This is a genomic window from Actinomycetota bacterium, assembly GCA_018334075.1.
Taxonomy (GTDB): Bacteria; Actinomycetota; Coriobacteriia; order Anaerosomatales; family UBA912; genus JAGXSC01.
Genome location: JAGXSC010000021.1, coordinates 61,303 through 82,562 on the forward strand (window position 1 = coordinate 61,303; position 21,260 = coordinate 82,562).

At 57.0% G+C, this 21,260-nt stretch carries 25 protein-coding genes; all 25 read right to left on the minus strand.

What is annotated here, in order from left to right; translation table 11 throughout:
• Positions 1-10: 10 nt before the first annotated feature.
• A complete protein-coding gene (gene atpD, locus KGZ89_03345; GenBank protein MBS3973884.1) occupies positions 11-1,444 on the minus strand; it encodes a F0F1 ATP synthase subunit beta in 1,434 nt (477 codons plus the stop codon).
• On the minus strand, positions 1,445-2,326 hold the full coding sequence (gene atpG / locus KGZ89_03350) for an ATP synthase F1 subunit gamma (GenBank protein ID MBS3973885.1): 882 nt from the start codon (positions 2,324-2,326) through the stop codon (positions 1,445-1,447).
• Between the two features lie 8 nt (positions 2,327-2,334).
• On the minus strand, positions 2,335-3,897 hold the full coding sequence (atpA, locus tag KGZ89_03355; protein ID MBS3973886.1) for a F0F1 ATP synthase subunit alpha: 1,563 nt from the start codon (positions 3,895-3,897) through the stop codon (positions 2,335-2,337).
• A complete protein-coding gene (gene atpH, locus KGZ89_03360) occupies positions 3,898-4,455 on the minus strand; it encodes an ATP synthase F1 subunit delta (protein ID MBS3973887.1) in 558 nt (185 codons plus the stop codon).
• A complete protein-coding gene (gene atpF / locus KGZ89_03365) occupies positions 4,445-4,996 on the minus strand; it encodes a F0F1 ATP synthase subunit B (GenBank protein ID MBS3973888.1) in 552 nt (183 codons plus the stop codon). Before atpF ends, atpH begins: the two co-directional genes overlap by 11 nt.
• 34 nt (positions 4,997-5,030) lie before the next feature.
• The gene (atpE, locus tag KGZ89_03370; protein ID MBS3973889.1) at positions 5,031-5,255 is read right to left on the minus strand and encodes a F0F1 ATP synthase subunit C; all 225 of its coding nucleotides are present in this window, start codon (positions 5,253-5,255) and stop codon (positions 5,031-5,033) included.
• A gap of 85 nt (positions 5,256-5,340) precedes the next feature.
• Positions 5,341-6,147 (minus strand): F0F1 ATP synthase subunit A, encoded by an 807-nt coding sequence (atpB, locus tag KGZ89_03375; GenBank protein MBS3973890.1) that lies wholly within the window; start codon positions 6,145-6,147, stop codon positions 5,341-5,343.
• A 1-nt stretch (position 6,148) separates the two neighbouring features.
• The gene (locus KGZ89_03380) at positions 6,149-6,595 is read right to left on the minus strand and encodes a hypothetical protein (protein MBS3973891.1); all 447 of its coding nucleotides are present in this window, start codon (positions 6,593-6,595) and stop codon (positions 6,149-6,151) included.
• A gap of 126 nt (positions 6,596-6,721) precedes the next feature.
• Positions 6,722-7,828, minus strand: a complete 1,107-nt coding sequence (locus KGZ89_03385) for an undecaprenyl/decaprenyl-phosphate alpha-N-acetylglucosaminyl 1-phosphate transferase (protein ID MBS3973892.1) — start codon at positions 7,826-7,828, stop codon at positions 6,722-6,724.
• A complete protein-coding gene (locus tag KGZ89_03390; GenBank protein MBS3973893.1) occupies positions 7,825-8,289 on the minus strand; it encodes a cytidine/deoxycytidylate deaminase family protein in 465 nt (154 codons plus the stop codon). Before KGZ89_03390 ends, KGZ89_03385 begins: the two co-directional genes overlap by 4 nt.
• 25 nt (positions 8,290-8,314) lie before the next feature.
• A complete protein-coding gene (gene upp, locus KGZ89_03395) occupies positions 8,315-8,965 on the minus strand; it encodes a uracil phosphoribosyltransferase (protein ID MBS3973894.1) in 651 nt (216 codons plus the stop codon).
• A 57-nt stretch (positions 8,966-9,022) separates the two neighbouring features.
• Positions 9,023-10,270, minus strand: a complete 1,248-nt coding sequence (locus KGZ89_03400; GenBank protein ID MBS3973895.1) for a serine hydroxymethyltransferase — start codon at positions 10,268-10,270, stop codon at positions 9,023-9,025.
• A gap of 52 nt (positions 10,271-10,322) precedes the next feature.
• Complete coding sequence (gene rpiB, locus KGZ89_03405; protein ID MBS3973896.1) at positions 10,323-10,772, minus strand: ribose 5-phosphate isomerase B; 450 nt, start codon at positions 10,770-10,772, stop codon at positions 10,323-10,325.
• Positions 10,772-11,425 carry a threonylcarbamoyl-AMP synthase gene (locus KGZ89_03410; protein ID MBS3973897.1) on the minus strand — a complete coding sequence of 218 codons (654 nt, stop codon included), beginning with the start codon at positions 11,423-11,425 and terminating at the stop codon, positions 10,772-10,774. Before KGZ89_03410 ends, rpiB begins: the two co-directional genes overlap by 1 nt.
• Positions 11,422-12,345, minus strand: coding sequence for a peptide chain release factor N(5)-glutamine methyltransferase (gene prmC, locus KGZ89_03415; GenBank protein MBS3973898.1), 924 nt, complete (start codon positions 12,343-12,345; stop codon positions 11,422-11,424). Before prmC ends, KGZ89_03410 begins: the two co-directional genes overlap by 4 nt.
• A 17-nt stretch (positions 12,346-12,362) precedes the next feature.
• Positions 12,363-13,430 carry a peptide chain release factor 1 gene (gene prfA / locus KGZ89_03420; GenBank protein ID MBS3973899.1) on the minus strand — a complete coding sequence of 356 codons (1,068 nt, stop codon included), beginning with the start codon at positions 13,428-13,430 and terminating at the stop codon, positions 12,363-12,365.
• 15 nt (positions 13,431-13,445) lie between these two features.
• Complete coding sequence (locus tag KGZ89_03425; GenBank protein ID MBS3973900.1) at positions 13,446-13,874, minus strand: hypothetical protein; 429 nt, start codon at positions 13,872-13,874, stop codon at positions 13,446-13,448.
• Entirely contained in the window at positions 13,871-14,818 is a 948-nt protein-coding gene (locus KGZ89_03430; GenBank protein ID MBS3973901.1) for a DUF1385 domain-containing protein, read from the minus strand. Before KGZ89_03430 ends, KGZ89_03425 begins: the two co-directional genes overlap by 4 nt.
• Positions 14,811-15,494: an FAD-dependent thymidylate synthase gene (locus KGZ89_03435; protein MBS3973902.1), complete on the minus strand. Its 684-nt coding sequence runs from the start codon at positions 15,492-15,494 to the stop codon at positions 14,811-14,813. The genes KGZ89_03430 and KGZ89_03435 overlap by 8 nt, the downstream gene beginning before the upstream one ends.
• 25 nt (positions 15,495-15,519) lie before the next feature.
• The gene (rpmE, locus tag KGZ89_03440) at positions 15,520-15,924 is read right to left on the minus strand and encodes a 50S ribosomal protein L31 (GenBank protein ID MBS3973903.1); all 405 of its coding nucleotides are present in this window, start codon (positions 15,922-15,924) and stop codon (positions 15,520-15,522) included.
• 158 nt (positions 15,925-16,082) lie between these two features.
• Complete coding sequence (gene rho, locus KGZ89_03445; GenBank protein ID MBS3973904.1) at positions 16,083-17,438, minus strand: transcription termination factor Rho; 1,356 nt, start codon at positions 17,436-17,438, stop codon at positions 16,083-16,085.
• Positions 17,438-18,097, minus strand: coding sequence for a fructose-6-phosphate aldolase (gene fsa, locus KGZ89_03450; protein MBS3973905.1), 660 nt, complete (start codon positions 18,095-18,097; stop codon positions 17,438-17,440). The genes rho and fsa overlap by 1 nt, the downstream gene beginning before the upstream one ends.
• Positions 18,098-18,135: 38 nt before the next feature.
• Positions 18,136-19,053: a hypothetical protein gene (locus KGZ89_03455; protein ID MBS3973906.1), complete on the minus strand. Its 918-nt coding sequence runs from the start codon at positions 19,051-19,053 to the stop codon at positions 18,136-18,138.
• Positions 19,040-20,407, minus strand: coding sequence for a 2,3-diphosphoglycerate synthetase (locus tag KGZ89_03460; protein ID MBS3973907.1), 1,368 nt, complete (start codon positions 20,405-20,407; stop codon positions 19,040-19,042). The genes KGZ89_03455 and KGZ89_03460 overlap by 14 nt, the downstream gene beginning before the upstream one ends.
• Positions 20,404-21,234 (minus strand): metallophosphoesterase, encoded by an 831-nt coding sequence (locus KGZ89_03465; protein ID MBS3973908.1) that lies wholly within the window; start codon positions 21,232-21,234, stop codon positions 20,404-20,406. Before KGZ89_03465 ends, KGZ89_03460 begins: the two co-directional genes overlap by 4 nt.
• Between the last annotated feature and the right edge of the window lie 26 nt (positions 21,235-21,260).

The following is a 21,260-nucleotide window of genomic DNA, read 5'->3' on the forward strand; positions in this document are numbered from 1 at the left end:
CGCCTCCCCGTCAGGCCGTAGCCTTCATTTTCTCGGCAGCTTCAAAAACCTCTTCTATCCCGCCAACATAACGAAATGCCTGCTCCGGGATATCGTCGCACTCGCCCTTGGCTATCATGTCAAAGCCCCGAATAGTGTCCTCGAGTTTAACATACTTGCCGGCCATTCCGGTGAATTGCTCGGCAACGAAGAATGGCTGTGAGAGGAACTGCTGCATCTTTCTTGCGCGCGCCACAGTGAGCTTGTCCTCCTCGGATAGCTCGTCCATTCCGAGAATCGCAATGATGTCCTGCAGATCTTTGTAGCGCTGAAGCACCCTTTGAACCTCACGAGCCACGCGATAGTGCTCGGCTCCAACCACGTCGGGAGTCAGTGCCCTCGATGTGCTTGCCAGAGGATCGACGGCCGGATAGATTCCGAGCTCCGCAATGGAGCGGGAGAGTACTGTCGTAGCGTCAAGGTGGGTAAAGGCCGTTGCGGGAGCAGGGTCGGTAAGGTCATCCGCAGGAACATAGATCGCCTGCACCGAAGTGATAGAGCCTGTCTTAGTCGAGGTGATACGCTCCTGCAGATCACCCATCTCCGTGGCCAAGGTGGGCTGATAGCCTACCGCAGAAGGCATCCTGCCGAGAAGCGCGGAGACCTCGGAGCCGGCCTGCGTAAACCGGAAGATGTTGTCGATAAAGAGCAGGACATCCTGGCCCTGATCACGGAAGTACTCGGCGGATGTCAGTCCGGCAAGCCCGACACGCAAGCGAGCTCCCGGAGGCTCGTTCATCTGACCGTAGATCAACGCGGTCTTCTCGATGACTCCCGACTCGCTCATCTCAAGCCAAAGATCGGTTCCTTCACGGGTGCGCTCACCAACGCCAGTGAACACGGATGTACCGCCGTGAGCCTGCGCAAGGTTGTTGATCAGCTCCATGATAATAACGGTCTTACCAACACCAGCACCACCAAACAAGCCGGTTTTACCACCTTTGATGTAGGGCTCTAGCAGGTCCACGACCTTGATCCCTGTCTCGAAAATCTCGGTCTTGGGCTCGAGGTCATCGAAGGCCGGTGCCGGACGGTGGATCGGGTAGTAGTCCTCTACCTCGGGCATCGGTTTGCCGTCGATGGGCTCACCAACCACGTTCCAGATGCGGCCAAGAGTCGATGGACCCACGGGCATCTGCATCGGCGCGCCGGTATCCACCGCTTCGATGCCGCGCTGCAGGCCATCGGTGGAAGACATCGCCACCGCGCGTACCTGGTTGCCCGGGAGATGCTGCTGCACTTCGGCCACGACACTTACATGGCCGATCGGTGTTTGTGCATCCACTTTCAACGCATGATAGATCGCCGGGATCGAATCGGCCGGGAACTCTACGTCCAGGACCGGACCGACCACACGAACGATACGTCCAACATTCATGGGCGTGTCCTCCACTTTCGTTTTCATCTAATCTTCCAGGGCCGCCGCGCCACCGACGATTTCAGCGATCTCCGTGGTGATCGCGGCCTGACGGGCCCTGTTGTACGAGCGCGTAAGGCTACCGATCATGTCGCTGGCGTTGTCAGTCGCAGACTTCATGGCTTTACGGCGTGCCCCGTGCTCCGAGGCGGCCGATTCCATCAATGCTCGATAGATAAGTGTCTCAATGTATGTCGGCAACAGGTTCTCCAAAACCGAACGCGCATCGGGTTCAAATATATACTCGGCTCTAACGTCCGAGCCCTCAGCGACTTCCTCGAGGAGCGTCGCCCTCACGGGAAGTAGCCGGTGCTCTTCGGGTATCTGCTCCGCAACATTTTTGAAGCGGTTAAAGATGATAACAACTTCATCGAGCTCACCTGCCGAGTATGCAGGAACCACATGTGAGGCGATCGACTTGGCGTCCAGGAACGTTGGCTTGTCCGAGATATCGCGATAAGCCGCCGCAGGCTCGATTCCCCTGTAGCGGAAGTACGCTCCCGCTTTTTTGCCTACGGTAATGAGGTCTACCGGAACCCCCTGGGCCCGTTTCTCCGCAATGAACTTTTCGGTCATCCGAAGGATGTTGCTATTGAGCGCGCCCGCCAGTCCACGATCCGAGGCAACGGCTATCACTGCCACTTTCTGAGTCTCCTCGCGCACCACCAACAGGGGATGCTCAACATCTTTCGCGTACCGAGCGACATTACCCAATACTTCCATCATCGAAAGTGCATATGGCCTTGCCGCTTCAATGCGCTCCTGTGCCTTCTTGATCTTGGCGGTAGCCACCATCTCCATGGTGCGCGTGATCTGGCGGGTGGAGTGCACGCTGACGATGCGCTTCTTGATATCGCGAAGGTTTGGCATATCAGCCCCTAGCTTCCAGCCAAGAACTGGGCCTTGAACTCTTCAATGGCCTTCCCCAGCTTCGCGGAGGTCTCCTCGGAGAGTAGGCCTTCCGAAACTATGGACTGTCCTATCTCGGGATGAACTGACTGAACGAAGTCGATGAGTCCGTCCCTGAAGGCAAGAACGCGCTCCACCGGTACATCGTCGAGGTAGCCTTTGGTTCCCGCAAAAATCGCGATTACCTGCCGCTCAACAGGGTATGGGACATATTGACCCTGCTTGAGGAGCTCCACCAGACGCGCCCCACGGTTCAGTGTGGACTGGGTTGCCTTGTCGAGATCCGAGCCGAATTGAGCGAACGCGGCCAGCTCCCGGTAAGAAGCTAGATCCAGCCTCAATGAACCAGCTACCTGCTTCATTGCCTTGATCTGCGCGTTACCTCCAACTCGGGATACCGAGATACCGACGTTGATCGCGGGCCGAATCCCCTGGAAAAACAGGTCGGACTGCAAAAATATCTGTCCGTCGGTGATGGAGATAACATTGGTCGGGATGTACGCGGAAACGTCACCCGCCTGCGTCTCAATGACAGGCAGTGCCGTCAGGGAGCCTGCTCCATTATCGTCGTTTAGCTTTACCGCCCGCTCCAGCAGACGACTGTGCAGGTAGAAGATATCACCTGGATAAGCTTCACGACCCGGAGGACGACGGAGAGTCAAAGACATCTGCCTGTAAGCTACGGCCTGCTTGGAAAGGTCGTCATAGATACACAAAACGTGACGACCGGGGTTATCCTTGCCAGCCGGCTTACCGTCCTCGCCGTTATACATGAAGTACTCGCCGATGGCACAGCCGGCCATAGGCGCGATGTACTGCAGAGGTGCGGGATCCGAGGCGTTTGCGGCCACCACAACCGTGTAGTCCATGGCATCGTGCTCGGCAAGCGTCTCGACGACACCCGCGACAGTGGAAGCCTTCTGACCTATAGCCACATAGATACAGATTACGTCCTTGCCCCTCTGATTGATAATCGTGTCGACAGCCACGGCGGTCTTGCCGGTCTGGCGGTCGCCGATAATAAGCTCGCGCTGTCCACGCCCGATTGGGATCATGGCATCGATAGCCATAATTCCGGTCTGCATAGGTTCGTGAACGGGCTTGCGCTCAACGACACCAGGGGCGCGAAACTCCACTGGGCGATGCCCTTCAGCGGCGATCGGCCCTTTCCCGTCGATGGGAATACCCAGCGGGTTGACGATCCGACCGAGCATCGCCTTTCCGGACGGCACCTCAACCACGCGGCCAGTAGTCCTTACCGTATCGTTCGCACCGATAGCGGTTATATCTCCGAGCAGCACGGCGCCTATCTTGGTTTCATCCAGGTTCAGCGCCATACCGAGCACGGTGCCGCCCGCTCCCGAAAACTCCAGAAGCTCGCCCGCCATCGCGCCCTTAAGGCCGTCAACTGTGGCGATTCCATCGCCAACTTGCAAGACTTCGCCGACTTCGCGGACATCAAGCTCGGGCCGGAATGACTCGAGTTGCTTCTTGAGAACCTCGGCTATTGCATTTGAGCTGATCTCTACCACTTACGCCTCACCTCCCTGAGGTGCTCTAGAAAGAACGGCGCGCATCTCATCCAGTTGGGAGAGCAAGGTACCATCGAGTACCCGGCCCGCCACATTAATGCGGATACCGCCCAAAATTGAATCATCTATATTCTCGCGCAGCGACACAGGCTTGCCGAGCGCAGCCGAAAGCTTGTCTTTTAGCAGCTCACGGGTCGAATCTGTAATGGGAACTGCCGTGATGACCTCCGCGACAACGATGCCGCGCTCCGCCTCGGCTATCTCGCTAAAGGCGGCGTAGACCTCAGCAAGCTGCCGGACAGAGCCGCGCTCTATGACCAAAGCAGCAATAGCTATTGCCTCAGGAGAGTCCGCCCCGGAAAAGAGATCCGCGATGATTTCACGTTTCTTGCTACCGGGCACCGAGTCGTCCACAAGCACTTCCCGCAACTCCGCGCTGCCTTGCACGGTCTCCGTGACCGCCTTCATGCTGCGGTCAGCATCGTCCACTGCATCTGAGGCGCTGGCGAGGTCGAATAGAGCCCTTGCATAGGCCCTGATGACTCCGCTAGTTGTCATTGAAGCGTCCCACCTCCGAAACGTACCTTTCGATCAACTTCGCATGATCTGCGGGGGAGAGCTTCTGGCCGATTAGCTTACCGGCAACGGAGACCGATATATCCGCCACTTGGGCTTGAAGATCCGCCATAGCCGCCTGCTTCTCGGCCTCAATAGCCTCGCGAGCTCGCGCGACTATCTGAGCGGCCTCATCGTTGGCCTTGGCTACAATGTCGTCCTTCATGGACTCAGCCATCTTACGGCTGTGCTCAACGAGTCTCGCGGACTCACTCCTGGCCTCTGCCAGTTGAACCTTGTACTCCTCAAGCAGACGCTCCGCCTCGACCTTAGTCTCCTCGGCCTTCTCCAGCGACTCCTTTATGGTGTCGGCACGCTTTTGAAGCATTCCGGTGATAGGAGCAAATGCCACCTTCTTCAGAAGCACGAACAGGATTATGAACGCGACAAGGGAAGGCCACATCTCAGACAGGCTAGGAACGACGGAGATCGTCGAACCGCCCTCAGCCCCTACCTCTGCCGCAAATGCAAATTCCTCGAACATGGCTCGAGTACCTCCAACTTTTCCGACGTGCGCCCTAAGCTGCGCTGAGGATCAGAGCCAGAACGAAACCGAGGAGACCTATCGCCTCGGCGAAAGCAACCGCAATGAACATCGTGGTCTGAAGTTTGCCGGCTATTTCGGGCTGACGTGCCATCGACTCAACAGTCTTGCTCCCAATCATGCCTATAGCAAGAGTGGTACCGATGGCGGCCAGGCCGTACATCAAACCAGCACCCAATACGTTCAAACCTTCCACAATTACTCCTCCTTTGACTTCGAGACCATCTGGTCTGCAACCACAACATCAAACACTGAAACGCCTATTCCTTACACGATAAACCGACCTAGTGCTCATCGGCGTGCAAGGCACCGCCGATGTATACAGAGGTCAGGATTGCAAAAATGTACGCCTGGATCATCGAGACAAACAACTTGAAGGCATACATTATCACCAGCATTATCAAGCTGAAGCCGGCACTAACGACCCCGAGGGCAGATATCTCGCTCAGGCTCAAGATCATGAATATGCCAAACATGCCCAAAATCAAACCACCGGCAAAAACGTTTGCATAGAGACGCAATGCCAACGTAAGCGGCCGGAGAAAGTGACCGATAAGCTCGAGAGCGAACATGAAAGTACCTAGGATGAGGCGCGGTGCGGGACTCATCTGACGAATGCCTGATGGAATAAAGCTCTTCAGGTACCCGATAAACCCATGCTTCTTGAAGCCTATGTAGTTATAGAGCAAGAACACTGATATACCCCAGGCGGCTGTAATGCCTATCGTTCCACTGGCAGGTAGAGTGCCTGGTGTCATACCCAATACGTTGGCGAACAGGATAAAGAAGAACAGAGTGCCTACAAAAGGCACGAACTTTTTCCCCTCCTTTCCCATGGCGTCAACGCATATCCCCTGGATGAACTCTACTCCGGCCTCCGCGAGATTTCCGATGCCCTTAGGCACAAGTGTCGGATTTTTTGCCGCAACGACAAAAAACGCCAACGTGGCGACGGCCGCTATCACCATAAAAAAGGTGTAGTTAGTAAAGACAAACGGGTCCCCAGGCGCAACCGAACCATAAGCATCACTGAACGGTCTCACTGAGTATTTGTGTAACATGGATGCAAGTTTTTCAGCTAAACCTTCCACGCTACTCCTTCCTCCATCGACGAGCCTTGGCGAAAACCCCTCCGTACTTGAGTAACTCAACCGTAAACATAAACATAAAGCCACTCGCCAAACCTATGGCAAAAACAACAAACGCCTCCGGAAAGAAATGTCTATAGGCAAGAAGTGACGCCGCAACAGCAAGAAGCCTCAAAACCAGCGAAATAGCCATGACGGCAAGTCCCGCATTCGGCGAATCGGGGGTCATAGCCTTTGCGCTAAAGCGAGAGACAAAGAGCATGACAACACCGATGCCGGCACCAAGCGTCAATGCAACGAGCCTATGGTTCATGAACGCATCGACACTATCCCCAAGCGTCACAAACAGGACCTCATCCCTCCGATTGTTTAGCCCACCAGCCTTGCTTGCAACAGTAAAACCCGCAACGATGATTCCAGCACGACAGCACATCGGATATCGTGAGGCCATCAGCTAGCCATCAGCGGGTCGATGAAAGCGGGATAATCGTACATTAAGTACTCACCGCGAACAAGGGACAGTCTCACAAATTTCTCACCGCGGTGCAAGACCATACCTGAGATAAGCATTTCATGGTCAGTCCGCGGCCCCCTTCTCCTCGAAAGACTCATCCTCAACGTGGTGGTGAGCAGCCTCAAAAAGTCCGAGCCAATAGGCCATAACTCCAGAAAGAGTAGCTAGCAGCAAAAAGGTTGCAAGCTTGATTGCGGTAGGCGCATAGAGCATGGCATAACCCCCCACCGCTAGAGCGGCGGACCACAGATAGATAATGAGCACCGTTTGCCTCTGATCAAAACCCCGACCAAGTAACCGGTGATGAATGTGTCCCCTATCCGCTTCCTGAATAGGCCTTTGATGTCTGATCCGGCGAATGATAGCAACAATCGTATCGAATATCGGCACACCGATGATGAGCAGGGGAACCGCCAACGCTATCGCAGCGACCGACTTCATCACTCCCAAAATAGAGATTCCGGCGAGCGCCAGGCCGAGAAACATCGCCCCGGAGTCTCCCATAAAGATGCTCGCGGGATTGAAGTTGTAGCGAAGGAATCCTATACATGCTCCGATCAAAGCAGCGGCCAAGGCAGCGGCGGCGAACTGATTGGTGTGAATCGCAATCACCAGAAAGCTGATTGCGCCTATAGCCGAGACCCCGGCGGCCAGGCCGTCCAATCCATCGATCAGGTTGATGACATTGGTGAATCCCACAATATACACAAGCGTGAGCGGAACGCCGAGAAGCCCTAACGCGATGAGTCCCCCGCCGGCTGGGTTACCTATAAAATCAATCCTTACGCCCGCCGCGATAACGATACTTGCGGCAAAGGCCTGCCCAAGAAGCTTGTATGCGGGGCTGAGACCGACGACGTCATCGATAACTCCAATAATGAAGATCGCGAGCAAGCCGCCGAGCACTCCAAAAACTTGAAAGCCCTGGGCCAGAATCAACTGTGGCCAGCCGAACCATACTTCACCTGCAAGCTGAAGCGCGATCGCTGCCGAAAATCCGGCAAAGATTGCAACTCCCCCCAGCCGCGATATATGTTTCGTGTGCACCTTGCGCCCGCACGGCACATCAACTAACCCCAGGCGCAGGGAGGCAGACCTCACAAGCGGCGTTGCCACCAAGGTAACGACTGCTGAAACCGCAAGAATGATCATGTAGTGCATGAGGTTCAAGCTTGCTCACTGCCCTCTTCGGCAACAACACGCATTCGCACGCCAGCCTCGTCGAGCATCTCAACCGAAAGATCATCGGGGTAGGGCTCGCGAAAAACTATCTCGGCAACACCGGCGTTTACCAGAATCTTCGCACACAGCACACATGGCTGGTGGGTTGAGTACAAGATGGCACCTTCGATCGGGATGCCATATCGCGCGGCTTGTATGACGCCGTTTTGCTCGGCGTGTATCCCTCGGCAAAGCTCGTGATTTTGACCGCTGGCGATCTCACGTTCAGCGCGGATACAGCCAGCCTGTTCGCAGTGGGCAACTCCAGCCGGTGGCCCATTGTAGCCCGTCGCAAGGATGCGTTTTTCCTTGACGAGCACCGCTCCAGTGCGGCGCCTCAGGCACGTTGAACGCAACGAAGCTTGGGTGGCAATCCCCATGAAGTATTCATCCCACGACGGACGGGTCATCGGCAAAAGGCCTCCTAGGCGCTTGTCACTTGGTTCCGAACATGCGATCGCCAGCGTCACCTAAGCCCGGAACGATGTAGCCGTGCTCGTTGAGATGACTGTCGATTGCGGCGACATACACCTTGACGTTCTCGCACGAGTTCACGACCTCTTCGATCCCTTCTGGGGCGGCGATCAGGCAGATCAGATTGATCTCGCGTGCGCCTTTTCCCCTTAGGAACTTGACAGCTGCCGAGGCGGATCCGCCCGTAGCCAGCATCGGATCGACAATCAGGATATCGCGTTCGCCGATATCTTCCGGCAGCTTGCAGTAATACTCGACCGGCGCCAGAGTCTCAGGGTCGCGATATAAGCCGATATGCCCGACTTTGGCAGCGGGTATAAGCTCCAGGACCGCTTCTACCATGCCGAGGCCGGCGCGAAGTATCGGGATCACCGCGACCTTTTTCCCGACGAGCACATAGCTCGTCGTCTCGGCGACAGGTGTTTTTACAGTTGTCTCGGCAAGATGAAAGTTCCGGGTGGCCTCGAAAGTGATGAGCAGAGACAGCTCCTTCACAAGCTCGCGAAACTCCTTGGCGCCGGTGTCCTCATCCCTCAGTATCGTCAGCTTGTGCTGAATCAGAGGGTGATCGAGCACAAAGACATTCGGATGGTTCGCGATCTTTGGACCCATACAAGCTCCTCAACTTCGCATCTCTGATCGATCTTTTCGGCCGGCCGGAATCGAAGCTCACAACTCCGGATAAAGGGGGTGTGCCGCCAACAACTGTTTTACCTGCTCCGAGACCTCGGCAAGGCGAACCGGGTTTTCACGCTCGAAGATTGTGGCCGCGATCAACCGCCCGACGATACGAGCCTCGTCTTCCGAGAAACCACGAGTCGTCATAGCCGCTGAACCCACGCGTATACCACTGGTGACGAACGGGCTTTCCGGATCGTTAGGGATCGCGTTCTTGTTCACCGTGAACCCGACCTCTTCCAGCAGGGCCTCGGCGTCTTTGCCTGTGATCGACGCGGGACGAAGGTCTACCAGGAGCAGGTGGTTGTCGGTCCCGCCGCTGACAAGCCTAAGTCCTCCAGCCGCCATCGCCTCGCCCATAGCGCGCGCGTTGACGACAACCTGCTCAATGTAGCGCTTGAACTCTGGCTGCATGGCTTCTCTAAAAGCAACGGCCTTGGCCGCGATGATGTGCTCGAGTGGGCCACCTTGCAGTCCCGGGAATACCGCCTTGTCGATGATCGCGGCATGCTCCTCCTTGCACAGGATGAACCCTGCGCGTGGGCCACGCAACGTCTTGTGCGAGGTTGACGTCACGACATCTGCGTGTGGAACCGGTGACGGATGGGCTCCTGTGGCGACCAGCCCCGCGATGTGCGCCATATCGACCATCAGCACCGCGCCGACGCTGTGCGCGATCGAAGCAAAGCGCTCAAAATCGATAACCCTGGGGTAGGCGCTGGCACCGGCGATTATCATCCTGGGCTTGTGTTGCCTGGCGAGGCGCTCCACCTCGCCGTAGTCTATGGTCTCACTTTCCGGAAGCAATCCGTAGGGCGCCACATTGAACCACTTGCCGGAAAAGTTGACTTTGGATCCGTGGGTCAGGTGACCTCCCATTGCGAGGTTCATACCCAATACAGTGTCTCCGGGATTGAGAAATGCATAGAAAGCGGCGAGATTTGCCTGCGCACCGGCGTGCGGCTGAACGTTGGCGTGCTCGGCCCCGAACAATGCCATCGCCCTATCGCGGGCGAGGGTCTCTACGATGTCAACCTCCTCGCAGCCTCCGTAGTAGCGTCTGCCCGGCAAGCCTTCAGCGTACTTGTTGGTAAGAACCGTGCCCGCGGCTTCGAGTACAGCCATCGAAACGAAGTTCTCACTGGCGATCAACTCGATCGTCCCGCGTTGCCTGGCAAGCTCACCTTCGATTGCGGCGGCTACCTCCGGATCCTGAGCGGCAATATACCTCAATGTCATTCGCTATTACTCCAATTCTTCAAGTAACGTCCACCTGTATTGCGGCTTACGCTCATCGAGCGCTCCCGTGAAGTCTATCAATCTTTTCGACTCGCCGGGTGTGACGATCGCCAAGAAAATCCGTGCCGAGAAACGCATCGACTATCTCCTCGTTGGTCTTCTCGGAGACAAAACGGCCGGATAGCGCGATCACGTTTGCGTTATTGTGTTCTCTGGCCAGGCGCGCAAGCGCCGGGTCAGTCACATTAGCGGCCCGGACTCCGTCGATTTTGTTGGCTGCCATCGCCATACCGATGCCGGTGCCGCAAACAAGAACTCCCCTATCGACAGCGCCAGCGGCCACAGCGTCAGCGACCAGCTCGGCAAAGTCCGGATAGTCCACAGACTCCTCGGCGGAATCAGTTCCGAAATCCACGATTTCGTAACCTTTGGCCTCGAGACGCCCCTTCAGACGCTCCTTCTGGTCGAAGCCCGCATGATCGCTACCTATCGCCACCCGCATCACTCGGCCACCCCTCCGGCTTGCAAAACTGATTCGATCTGCTCGGCGGCGATCGCTCCCTCACGCAAGATGACTGGAGTCGGGCCGGTGCAATCAACTGTAGTGGAGGGCTGCTGGTGCAACGTCTCGCCGCCATCTAAAACAATGTCGGCCGCCGCGATTATCCTCTCCTCGATCGCGTCGAAATCATGAGGGGCCGGCACACCGCTCGTGTTCGCGCTCGTGGCGATGAGCGGGCCGCCTGAAGCCTGTATCAAGTCCATGACCACCTTGTGATCAGGGCTCCTGAGCGCCACGGTGCCGTCGGCAGCGCGAAAATCCTTACCTACTCTATCGGAGGCTTTCACAACCAGCGTCAAAGCGCCGGGCCAAAACGTTTTCGCAAGAACGTGTGCGTAATCGGGCACATCTATACCGTAGGTGTCCAGCAGTGCATCGTCGTTCTCGACCAGCCAAGGCAGAAACTTGTCGAGCGGACGAACCTTGATATCGAAAATCTCATGTGGCCCGAAGCACGAGTGCGCCAAAGCGCCAATCCCGTAAACAGTTTCGGTCGGAAAAACAACAATCCCGCCGCCTCTGAGTACCGAAGCGGCGAGATTCATTATCTCCGCCGAAGGATTCTCCGGGTCTACGCGAAAAACCTTGCTCATGACAATCGCCTCCGTTCGTCGCCTGCCTTTGAGTCCACATCCCGCCGAAGAAAGCCGACCGCTATACGATCACGCCCGGCGAGGTCACTTCGAATTCTACTCTCTTCGTAGTATTTATCCATAGCGCAGATAGCCTCTTTGACCCTTCCCTCATCAAGCTCCATCGCGAGCAGTCCGCCTGGACGCAACCAACTGAGTGATTCGGCGATAATGCGCCGCGCCACGACAAGGCCGTCGCTCCCGCCATCCAGCGCCAGTGCGGGCTCGAACTCCCGCACCTCCCCTGGCAAGTGCGGCAGATCCAGGGTCGGAATGTATGGAGGATTCGCCAGTATTACATCCACCCTGCCCTCCAAAGATTTAGGCAGCGGCTGCGTAAGGTCGCCGAGAAAGACCTCGACCCTATCGGCCAGGCCGAGACGAGTTGCGTTCTCACGCGCGACCCGAACTGCATCCTGCGATATATCGACAGCGAAGACCGAAGCCTGCGGTAGCTCGTGCGCCACCGAGCAGCCAACGCATCCCGATCCCGTGCACAGGTCAATCACAACTGGAGAATCGCCCCCATTCAACCTCAAGAACTCGAGCGCTTCCTCGACGAGTATCTCTGTTTCCGGCCGAGGAACAAATATGCCGCTCTCCACTTTCAGGACTATGCGCCGAAAAGGCATCTCACCGGTCACATATTGAAGCGGCTTTCCCTCTGCCCTCTCTCTGACGGCAGTGCGCAGCGCCGATCTCTCCTCCATAGTTAGCGGCCTGTCAAAATACGCGTACAGCTCAAGGCGCGAGAGGTTGGTCACGGCCGACATTATCCACTCGGCACTACGACGCGGGGTTGCGTCACCTTTATCGGCGAGGAAATCCACAATCCAATCGAGGGCCGCCTTTAGAGTCCACGGCTGATCTGCCGTTACCACGACGCCACCACCATAGGCTAGCCGACTCCCGAAAGCCGCTCGGCTCGATCGGCCGCTACGAGGTTGCCGACCAGCTGCTCGATCTCCCCGGCCATGACCGCGGGGATGTTATGCACAGTCAGCCCGATGCGATGGTCGGTAATGCGATCCTGAGGGTAGTTATACGTACGAATCTTCTCGGATCTGTCGCCCGAGCCGATCTGGCTTCTGCGCCTGGTGCCCAACTCCTCGTGCTGCCTCTCGACTTCGGCCTGATGCAAACGCGCGCGGAGTACCCTCATCGCAGCCTCACGATTTTGTAGCTGCGACTTCTGGTTTTGGGATTGCACGACAAGGCCGGAGGGCAGATGTGTGATGCGAACCGCCGAATCCGTGGTGTTGACGGACTGTCCGCCCGGACCGCTGCTTCGATACACATCTATACGCAGATCGCTGGCGTTGATCTCAATCTCAACATCTTCGGCCTCCGGGAGCACCGCGACTGTGGCTGTCGAGGTGTGTATACGCCCCTGGGACTCGGTCGCGGGCACTCTTTGCACCCTGTGAACTCCGGACTCGAATTTCATCTTCGAGTAAACCCGATCGCCACGTATGCGGAAGGAGACGTCCTTGAAGCCCCCCGTATCACTTACGCTTGCGTCGATCTCCTCGACAGCCCAACGTTGAGCCTCGGCGTAGCGGGTGTACATCCTGTAAAGGTCTCCCGCGAAGATGGCCGCCTCGTCGCCGCCGGCACCGGCGCGAATCTCCACGATGATGTCCTTCTCGTCATCGGGGTCACCTGGAAGCAACATAACCTTGAGCTCATCTTCGAGCGCGGGAAGGGCATCTTCGATCATGCCGATCTCCTCGGACGCCATCTCCTTGATTTCGACATCGCTTTCTGTGGCCAACACGTCTTTTGCCTGCGCCAGCCTATTGAGATTCTCCAAGTATTCCGTGGATTTCTCGGCCAATGGCAGCAGCGACCTGTGCTCCTTGGCCAACCGCGCATACTCCTTCTGGTCCGAAGTAACCTCCGGGCTGCTCAGGCGCTCTGTGAGCTCCGAAAAGCTTTGTACTATCTGTTCCAATCTCTCAAGCATATATCATGGATCCTTCTACTCGGCTCGAATCGCTTGCCAGTAAACTCTGATCGCGAAGATCAACGCCACTGAAATCAATATATACACCAACCCCAAGATTGGGCGAGATATCGCTGTCAATCTCAGGGCATGCCCAGCTGCCACCATCGTCAACACCATCAACCAGGATTGCCACGCGAAAAACCCACCGGCGCACCGGTCGCGACCCCGCTCAATGATACGCGAAGCTATACGTCGGGCCACTGGCTCCAGGAGGAGTCCCGACTTGAGCCAGCCGAGAGCGGCAGCGATGATCACCCACGGCAGCCACTTGATCTCTAGGGGTACCCAATAAACGCCGCGCGCTCCCAAAATCAGGGCTGCGCTGGTCCATACAGCCATGGCCATCACCAGCTGAGCGCGGGCGCTTGCCCTTGGTTTGAGGCGATCGATCAGCGATGTCAAGCCGCAAGCCCCTTTTCGCGCGCGATCACCCGCTCCATGGCTGCCACTGCCACCTCGATCATCTCCTCGTCGGGCTCACGTGTTGTCAGACGCTGCAACAATAGCCCCGGGGCCATCAGCACCTGAACGATAGGGTGCCCGGAGTGATTCCCCGCCCACTTGATCACCTCATACGCTGCACCGGCGATCAACGGCAGAAACATAAGACGCACGACGATGGTTACGAACAGCTCGAGGAAGCGACCCTCCACCCCAACGAACTCGATGATCGCTCTCATCGGCAGTACAGAATAGACGAAGAGTGCGACTATCATCACCATCAGCAAAAACGATGTACCACACCTGACATGCTGTGTTGGATGATTCCGAATGATCGTTGCATCGAGCGGAAGACCTCTCTCATAGGCATGGATGGTCTTGTGCTCCGCCCCGTGATAACCAAAGAGTCGCTGGATTTCGCGCATCCGGCTAATCACGACGATGTAGATCAGAAACGCGATTATCTGCAATACGCCGTCCACAAAGTTCCAGATAAACGTCCGCTCCGTGATAGGACCCACCGCCCAGTTGGTGATCGCCGCCGGCACTATCACGAACAGTGCGATGGCCATTCCAATACCAAGAGCCATAGCCAAAGCTATCTCCTTGACATCCAGGCGCTCCTCTTCGGTATCTCCGGCCAGAGTGCTGGAAACGTGAAATGCCTTCATCGCCAGGACCATGGTTTCGTAAAAGCCCCAGATTCCACGTATTAGCGGCCGCCCAAGCCAGCGATGCTCGTCAACAGCGGTTTTGAGGTCGTGGTCCTCGACGTGGATCGACCCGTCCGCCACGCGTACCGCAACCGCCCAATTCTTCTTGCCGCGCATCATCACACCCTCAATGACCGCTTGGCCGCCGATGTGTGTGTGAGCGATTTTTCCCTGTATCTGTTCTTCAGTCATCCCTTTGCACTCTCTCATACGGCTGGCCGCAGCTCATCTTACCCTCACGACACTTCCCGCGGCGGCAGGAAGCTCCCGCATCGAGAAAAACATAGGGCGCTGTAGGTGTGACCAGCTCCAGCATCCGGAGCGCAAGCCCGCGAATCTCCCACTGTGCCCTCTTGCAGCATCGAAGCTCGAAGAAGTGCAACAGCTCCCGGATGTTCATGGTCACAACGATCTTGGTTTCCATCGCGTTTGGAAGCAGATAACGGGCGTCCTCCGGAGCAACGCCGGTCTCTATTAGGTCCCTGTAAGCCCTGAAAGCCGCAGTACAGTGGCCGAGAAACGCCTTGCGAGCTTCCGGGTCTGCCTCTACCTGCGGAGGAACAACGAAGACTGGCTCGTCCTTGTATGAAACGTAGCGCTGCGACTGCTGGTTGTAGCTGGCGAGGCGATGCCTGACAAGCTGGTGGGTCAACGCTCGGCTGACCCCCTCAATCGCAACTGTATAGCTCGCGTGCTCAAGAGCGGAGTAGTGACCCGAGGTCATGATCGTGCGAAGCACACGCCTCACTTCCTCGGCGGTCATCTCGTCGAGTAGTTCGGCGGCGCCTACCGGTGCATAGCACAGACGGGCTGCGGCTGCGACCGCGCGTTCAGGCTGAGCCGTATGAAACAGCAGTCGCACATCCATGCGCAAAACGCCCTTCCAGCACTAGCTATTCGGCGCCTTTGCCGGTGGAAGCGGACTCGGATGCATCGGCCTCGCCGGAATCGACAGCCGACCGGGTCTCGAACTGGGCAGCTTTGGCGGCCCGCTGGGCCTCTTTGCCCGCACGCACGGCCTTCGCACTGAGCTGGGCCTCCTGCGCGGCCTTCTGACGAGCTTCGCGCTCGGCCGCTTCCTTCTGCAATACGCTGGATGCCGCATTGCCAAACTTGTTTGAGAAGCGCTGAACCCTTCCACCGGTATCCACAAACTTCTGCTTGCCGGTGTAGAACGGATGACACGAGGAGCAAAGCTCGACGTGCAATTCCGGCTTGGTAGAACGGGTCTCGAACGACTCGCCGCACGAGCAACGAACCAAAGCGGTCGTATACTCAGGATGAATTCCTTGACGCACTGAAGGTCACCTCTTTCAAAAAGCGCACCCGGTTTCCGACCGGATGCAAACAGCCGAAGCAGAATAACACTGCGAAGTCGATATGTCGACACAAATATCCCTGTGGCAGGTGGCTAGCCAGGCTACGCGCTGGGGCCTGCGTCTGAGGAGTCCTTACCTTAGAGCTCGATGCCGCTCATATGCCTTTTCTCATCGGCTTTCTTGGCCATCTTGGAGAGAAACTCCTGATTGCTCTTGGTCTGTTTCAATCCCTTGATCAGCATGTCCATCGCGCGCTCCGGCGAGTCCACTCCGTGAAGTATGCGTCGCAAGCCCCAAACAAATGGCGCCTCGACTGGCTCGAGAAGCATCTCTTCCTTTCTCGTGCCGGAAGCGATGACATCGATTGCGGGGAAGATGCGCCTGTCAGCCATGGAGCGATCGAGCCGCAGCTCCATATTTCCTGTGCCCTTGAACTCCTCGAATATGACCTCGTCCATCTTCGATCCAGTATCGACCAAGGCTGTGGCCAATATAGTGAGCGAACCGCCGTTTTCGATGTTGCGGGCGGCTCCGAAAAACCGCTTCGGAGGATAGAGAGCTGTAGAGTCCACGCCTCCCGAGAGTATTCGGCCCGAAGCGGGAGTCGCCAGGTTGTATGCACGAGCCAGACGGGTTATCGAGTCAAGCAAGATGACAACGTTCTGGCCGGCCTCCACGAGCCGCTTTGCGCGCTCCATAAGCAGCTCGGCCACAGCAATATGGTTCTCGCTAGGCATATCGAAGGTAGACGAAACAACCTCGCCCTTGATTGAGCGCTGCATGTCAGTTACCTCTTCAGGGCGCTCGTCAACCAGAAGGCACATCAGGTAAACCTCTGGATTATTCGCGGTAATCGAAGCCGCGATGTCCTTTAGCACGGTGGTCTTACCGGCCTTGGGTGGCGAAACGATGAGTCCTCGCTGTCCTTTGCCGATCGGAGCCACGAGATCCATGACCCTTGCGGTTATGAACTGCGGACCATGCTCCAAGCGAAGGCGCTCATCTGGATAGATCGGGGTTAGATCGCCGAAGCGCTTTCTAGAGCGCGACTCCTCGACCGGAACACCGTTTACTGTATCTACTCGCTGCAACGCCGAGTACTTCTCGTTGTCCTTCGGCGGTCTGACCTGACCTGAGATCATATCTCCACGCCGCAGATCCGATCGTCTGATCTGGGACATCGAGCAGTAGACGTCTGTGTCGCCCGGCAGATATCCGCTCGTGCGTATAAACCCGTAGCCCTCCGACATTACGTCAAGGACGCCCTTGATCTCTACGAATCCCTCGACCTTGACCGAAGCCTCGAGTACGGCATCGACAAAATCGGCCTTCTTCTTCAAAGACTTGGTCTCCAGCGACAACTCGGTCGCCAGCGCCTTTAGCTCGGCTACTGTCTTAGCTTCCAGGTCCGCCCTGGTAACAGATGGCCGGGGTGGTTCCGCCTGATGCCCGGGGCCACCACGTCGTCCGCGTTTACGAGGTCTTGCGCTCATCAATTTCCAACCTTCTCCCAGTCAGCGAGGAATGCTGCGATTCCACGATCGGTAAGTGGATGCTGAACGCATCGCTCAAGAGTTGCCATCGGCACAGTGGCTATATCGGCGCCGATAAGGGCCGCCTGTAGCACATGCTCGGGGTGCCGGACGGAAGCCGCGATGACCTCCACCTTGTGCCCAAAGTCATAGTTGCCCAGAGCCTGCACGATATTTGCCAGATGCTCTACGCCGTGCTCGGAGATGTCATCGAAACGGCCGATGAATGGCGATACGTAAGCGGCGCCCGCACGTGCCGCAAGCAGGGCCTGGGGCACAGTGAAGCAAAGCGTCATGTTGACGTCAATGCCTTGCGCGAAAAGCTCCCTCGTGGCGGCCAATCCCTCGGGAGTCACCGGCACCTTGACAACCACATTGGGGTGCAAGGCCGCAAGAGCCTCTCCCTCGGCAACCATCTCTTCGCGATTCAGCGAAATAACCTCAGCCGAGACAGGACCTTCGACAATCTCGCATATCCTGACGATGTGCGCGTGAAAGTCCGCGACCGCACCGCCCTCGCGAGCGTAAAGTGTCGGGTTCGTCGTAACTCCCGCCAACACTCCCCAGCTTGCCGCCTTCTTAATCTCTTCGAGATTGGCGGTATCCAGGAAAAACTTCACTTCTCTTCCCTCCTACTTGTAGATCACCAATGACAGACCTACCGATGCGCGCCGTATTCGTCCTCTATCGCTAGCCGAACGACATGCTCGAGGACATCGGCAACGGTCAAATCCAGTTGATGGCTGGCGAGGACGGGCGTTCCGTGCTCGCGAGCCAGATCCTCAATGTAATATCCGAGCAATCGAATATTGTCGAAATTTGAACGGTACCGCTCAAACGGACGTGTCCCGTCGGTCTGAATTTCCCGAATGTAAAAGTGACTGCGGTGCGAATCTTCGTCTTCCACCGAGATCACCAACTGCACGACCCGAGCATTCCTGAAGTAGCGTGGCTCGATGTAACCAGGCACGAGATGTATGCCCTCAAGAACCAGGCTATCTCCCTCGAGTACGGAGCGCTCAATAAGCGCCTTGACTCCGGTAGTCACTACCGCTGTCTGCTCACGAAACCCGACGATCACAGGGTTGGTGCCGTGTGGTACCGGAACTCGCAGACTTTGCCATGCGCTAAACGCACTTTCGTGGATTGCTGGCATGAGGTCTTTGGTAAAGATACCACGCATTACCTCCCTAATGGAATCCGTAGATACAATTCTGGTAATTCCGAGTCTGTGGGCCACCTGTGTTGCAATAGTGGATTTCCCCACCCCCGTCGTGCCGCCAAGCATGACTATCAGCGGCTTGTCCATCTTCGAAATGGCGTGTAGCTGCTGGTAACGGAGCTTGTACTGCTCTCCGGCCAGCCGCTCAAGGTAATCTTGCGCCAGCTGCCTAAGCCTCTCCATCGTGATTGAAAGCTCGCCTGATGCGGTCAGCTCATCCTGCACACTTTGCGCTATCGCATACGCCTTCGCCGGACCGAGTCCTGTCGCCATGAACGATTGCGCAAGTAGTCCCTTGGAAAACGGCAAGCCATGGCGCTTGTCCGAGAGCACTATGTTCTTATTCTCTGCCATCGTCTCCGGATCCATTTCTTTGCAAGCCGCGATCGATGGCGAGCTCGGCAACCCTTAGCACCTCAGATGAGAGGTTGATGCTTTGATCAACAGGGATCGGCACATTGTCGCAGAGAACCGTACGTACGCCGGTTTCCTCACCTACGGCGGCTACAACATCTATGGCAGCAGCCTTGAGCTCGGTCAAGAGCAGGTCATATCTGCCTTCAGCAGCGCGCATGTCCTGCCGAAGGAGAGTCCTGTTCGACAGGTGGGGGCTGAAGCCTACTACCTCGCATCCGTGAACCGACTCCAGGTGGGCGACAAGATTCGGCAAAACTTCAGGCGGCGCTGTCGTCGCGAAGAACACCCTGGCTCCCTCAACCGACTCGATGGGCTTTGGGCGAAATGTGGTCGCAATAGAGCGCATGCCGGGAGATATATCTTCGATTGCCTTGAGGATTCCCACTACCTCATAGGGAGAAACCAGAGCGTCTTCCGCTGTTGCGATAACGACGAGATCGGCAAGGCCCAGCCTATAGGGCCCAAAATAATCGCGTACGTAAGTAACTCCTCGGCCAGCTCCCACCACCAGAATGTTCGCGTCTGCATGCACCGGCGGGATTGCTGCGCCTGAGCCCTCCAGGAATATGAGCTCTTTACCCAGTGTGTCTGCCAGTTGCGCACCCTCCACGACGTTGGAGAAGAAAGTCTCGCCTGCCATTCCGCCGCCGCAGCGCCTGCAGCCAACCGTAGTGACCCGGCTCATCACCGCGTCTTCGTAGTTGTCACTGCTCGCATGAACTCCCTTTCTGGCAAGTTCTAGCAGATCCTCGGTGGTCAACCTGATTTTTTCCCCGTAGATGAGCTCTGGTTCGGCGGGTCCTCCTCGGCCCATAGCCAAAACGCAGATGTCTCTCCCGGAAGCGGTAAGCTCACGAGCCACATACCCGGAGATTGCGGTCTTGCCGACCCTCTTTCCGGTGCCGATCAGGCCCAGGGTTGGAGTCCTTGTCGTGTGCCGCGATACGGGTGGCTTGAAGCTGAAGTCCGCGCCACGGTACTCGATCCCGCCCGAAAGCGCGACGCCGGCCAGCTTGAAGCGGTCCGCACTTGAAACCACAGGCTCGTCAGAGAGATCGATAGCGACATCCGGCTCGTACCTTCTTATCGCTTCACGCAAGCCTGCTTCAGGCGAGTCCGCGAACACGACCGGCAAACCGTAAAGATCGCCACCCTTCTCGAAATCGACCTTCTCGGTGCCGCCGATAAAAACAGCCGCCAGTACCTCGTACTCACTCCTGAGGCCGTCGAGAGCGAAGCGAACAACCGGGGGGTAGTGTTCTCCGTCGATGAGCGCTATGGCCCTCATCATCTTGGCGTCTCCACATCCACTGCGTCTTGCTCGGCAGGAAGGTCCTCGGAGCCCTCAATCCGCCATCCGAATCGACGCCTCTCGGGAGCCAGGTAATCCGCCATAAGCACCGGATCGGAGTAGGGCTCCTTGAGCAGAATCCTGACCCGGGAACCGTCGAGCACCTCAATGATGTTGTAGCAGGGCCTCACGCGACCCCTGAGGCGATGCGTACAAGCGGTGCCCGCGTTGACGATAAGCATGCCTTCCAGGCGCCAGATGTTCGGAACGTGCTTGTGACCACAGAGCACAATATCCGTGCCGCACCGTGAGAGGGTTTTCAAGACGTCGCCCGCGTCGTAGACGATGTTTCGCTCGCGTCCCGTGTTTGGAACCGGCACCAGGTGATGGTGCATCGCGAATATCTTGGTCTCGTCAGAGTCAGAAAAGCGCTGCTCGATCCATCTGTAGCGATTTCTGCCTACTCGGCCAGCATCCAGATCCGGCTCACTCGAGTCGATCCCGAGCATTCTCACACAGCCCTGCCGAAGCTCCTGGCTCCGAGGCCCAAAGAACTCGGCAAAATGCTCATCACCCACGTTTCGCGCATCATGATTGCCGAGAAGAACCATGCGGTTCTGGCACTCAAGCCGGGATAGCAGGCGATGCGCCTGCTTGAACTCCTGACGAAATCCCTCGTCGGTCAGGTCTCCTGTGACGACGACCATGTCCGGCTTGGCCTCGTTGAGCTCGTCGATTACGCGTGAAGCCAGGGAGGGTATGTGGTACCGTGACCCGCAGTGCAGGTCGGAGATTTGGATAATGCGAACGGGCTTCGTTGCACTCATAGGCTCTCCACCGGAGTAACTGCAGC

What these genes read in the sequence shown, in the direction of transcription:
- atpD (MBS3973884.1), bottom strand. Translation starts at nt 1,444, where the DNA reads ATGAAAACGAAAGTGGAGGACACGCCCATGAATGTTGGACGTATCGTT.
- atpG (MBS3973885.1), bottom strand. Translation starts at nt 2,326, where the DNA reads ATGCCAAACCTTCGCGATATCAAGAAGCGCATCGTCAGCGTGCACTCC.
- atpH (MBS3973887.1), bottom strand. Translation starts at nt 4,455, where the DNA reads ATGACAACTAGCGGAGTCATCAGGGCCTATGCAAGGGCTCTATTCGAC.
- atpF (MBS3973888.1), bottom strand. Translation starts at nt 4,996, where the DNA reads ATGTTCGAGGAATTTGCATTTGCGGCAGAGGTAGGGGCTGAGGGCGGT.
- KGZ89_03380 (MBS3973891.1), bottom strand. Translation starts at nt 6,595, where the DNA reads ATGGCCTCACGATATCCGATGTGCTGTCGTGCTGGAATCATCGTTGCG.
- KGZ89_03390 (MBS3973893.1), bottom strand. Translation starts at nt 8,289, where the DNA reads ATGACCCGTCCGTCGTGGGATGAATACTTCATGGGGATTGCCACCCAA.
- upp (MBS3973894.1), bottom strand. Translation starts at nt 8,965, where the DNA reads ATGGGTCCAAAGATCGCGAACCATCCGAATGTCTTTGTGCTCGATCAC.
- KGZ89_03400 (MBS3973895.1), bottom strand. Translation starts at nt 10,270, where the DNA reads ATGACATTGAGGTATATTGCCGCTCAGGATCCGGAGGTAGCCGCCGCA.
- rpiB (MBS3973896.1), bottom strand. Translation starts at nt 10,772, where the DNA reads ATGCGGGTGGCGATAGGTAGCGATCATGCGGGCTTCGACCAGAAGGAG.
- KGZ89_03410 (MBS3973897.1), bottom strand. Translation starts at nt 11,425, where the DNA reads ATGAGCAAGGTTTTTCGCGTAGACCCGGAGAATCCTTCGGCGGAGATA.
- prfA (MBS3973899.1), bottom strand. Translation starts at nt 13,430, where the DNA reads ATGCTTGAGAGATTGGAACAGATAGTACAAAGCTTTTCGGAGCTCACA.
- KGZ89_03430 (MBS3973901.1), bottom strand. Translation starts at nt 14,818, where the DNA reads ATGACTGAAGAACAGATACAGGGAAAAATCGCTCACACACACATCGGC.
- KGZ89_03435 (MBS3973902.1), bottom strand. Translation starts at nt 15,494, where the DNA reads ATGGATGTGCGACTGCTGTTTCATACGGCTCAGCCTGAACGCGCGGTC.
- rho (MBS3973904.1), bottom strand. Translation starts at nt 17,438, where the DNA reads ATGAGCGCAAGACCTCGTAAACGCGGACGACGTGGTGGCCCCGGGCAT.
- KGZ89_03455 (MBS3973906.1), bottom strand. Translation starts at nt 19,053, where the DNA reads ATGGCAGAGAATAAGAACATAGTGCTCTCGGACAAGCGCCATGGCTTG.
- KGZ89_03460 (MBS3973907.1), bottom strand. Translation starts at nt 20,407, where the DNA reads ATGATGAGGGCCATAGCGCTCATCGACGGAGAACACTACCCCCCGGTT.
- KGZ89_03465 (MBS3973908.1), bottom strand. Translation starts at nt 21,234, where the DNA reads ATGAGTGCAACGAAGCCCGTTCGCATTATCCAAATCTCCGACCTGCAC.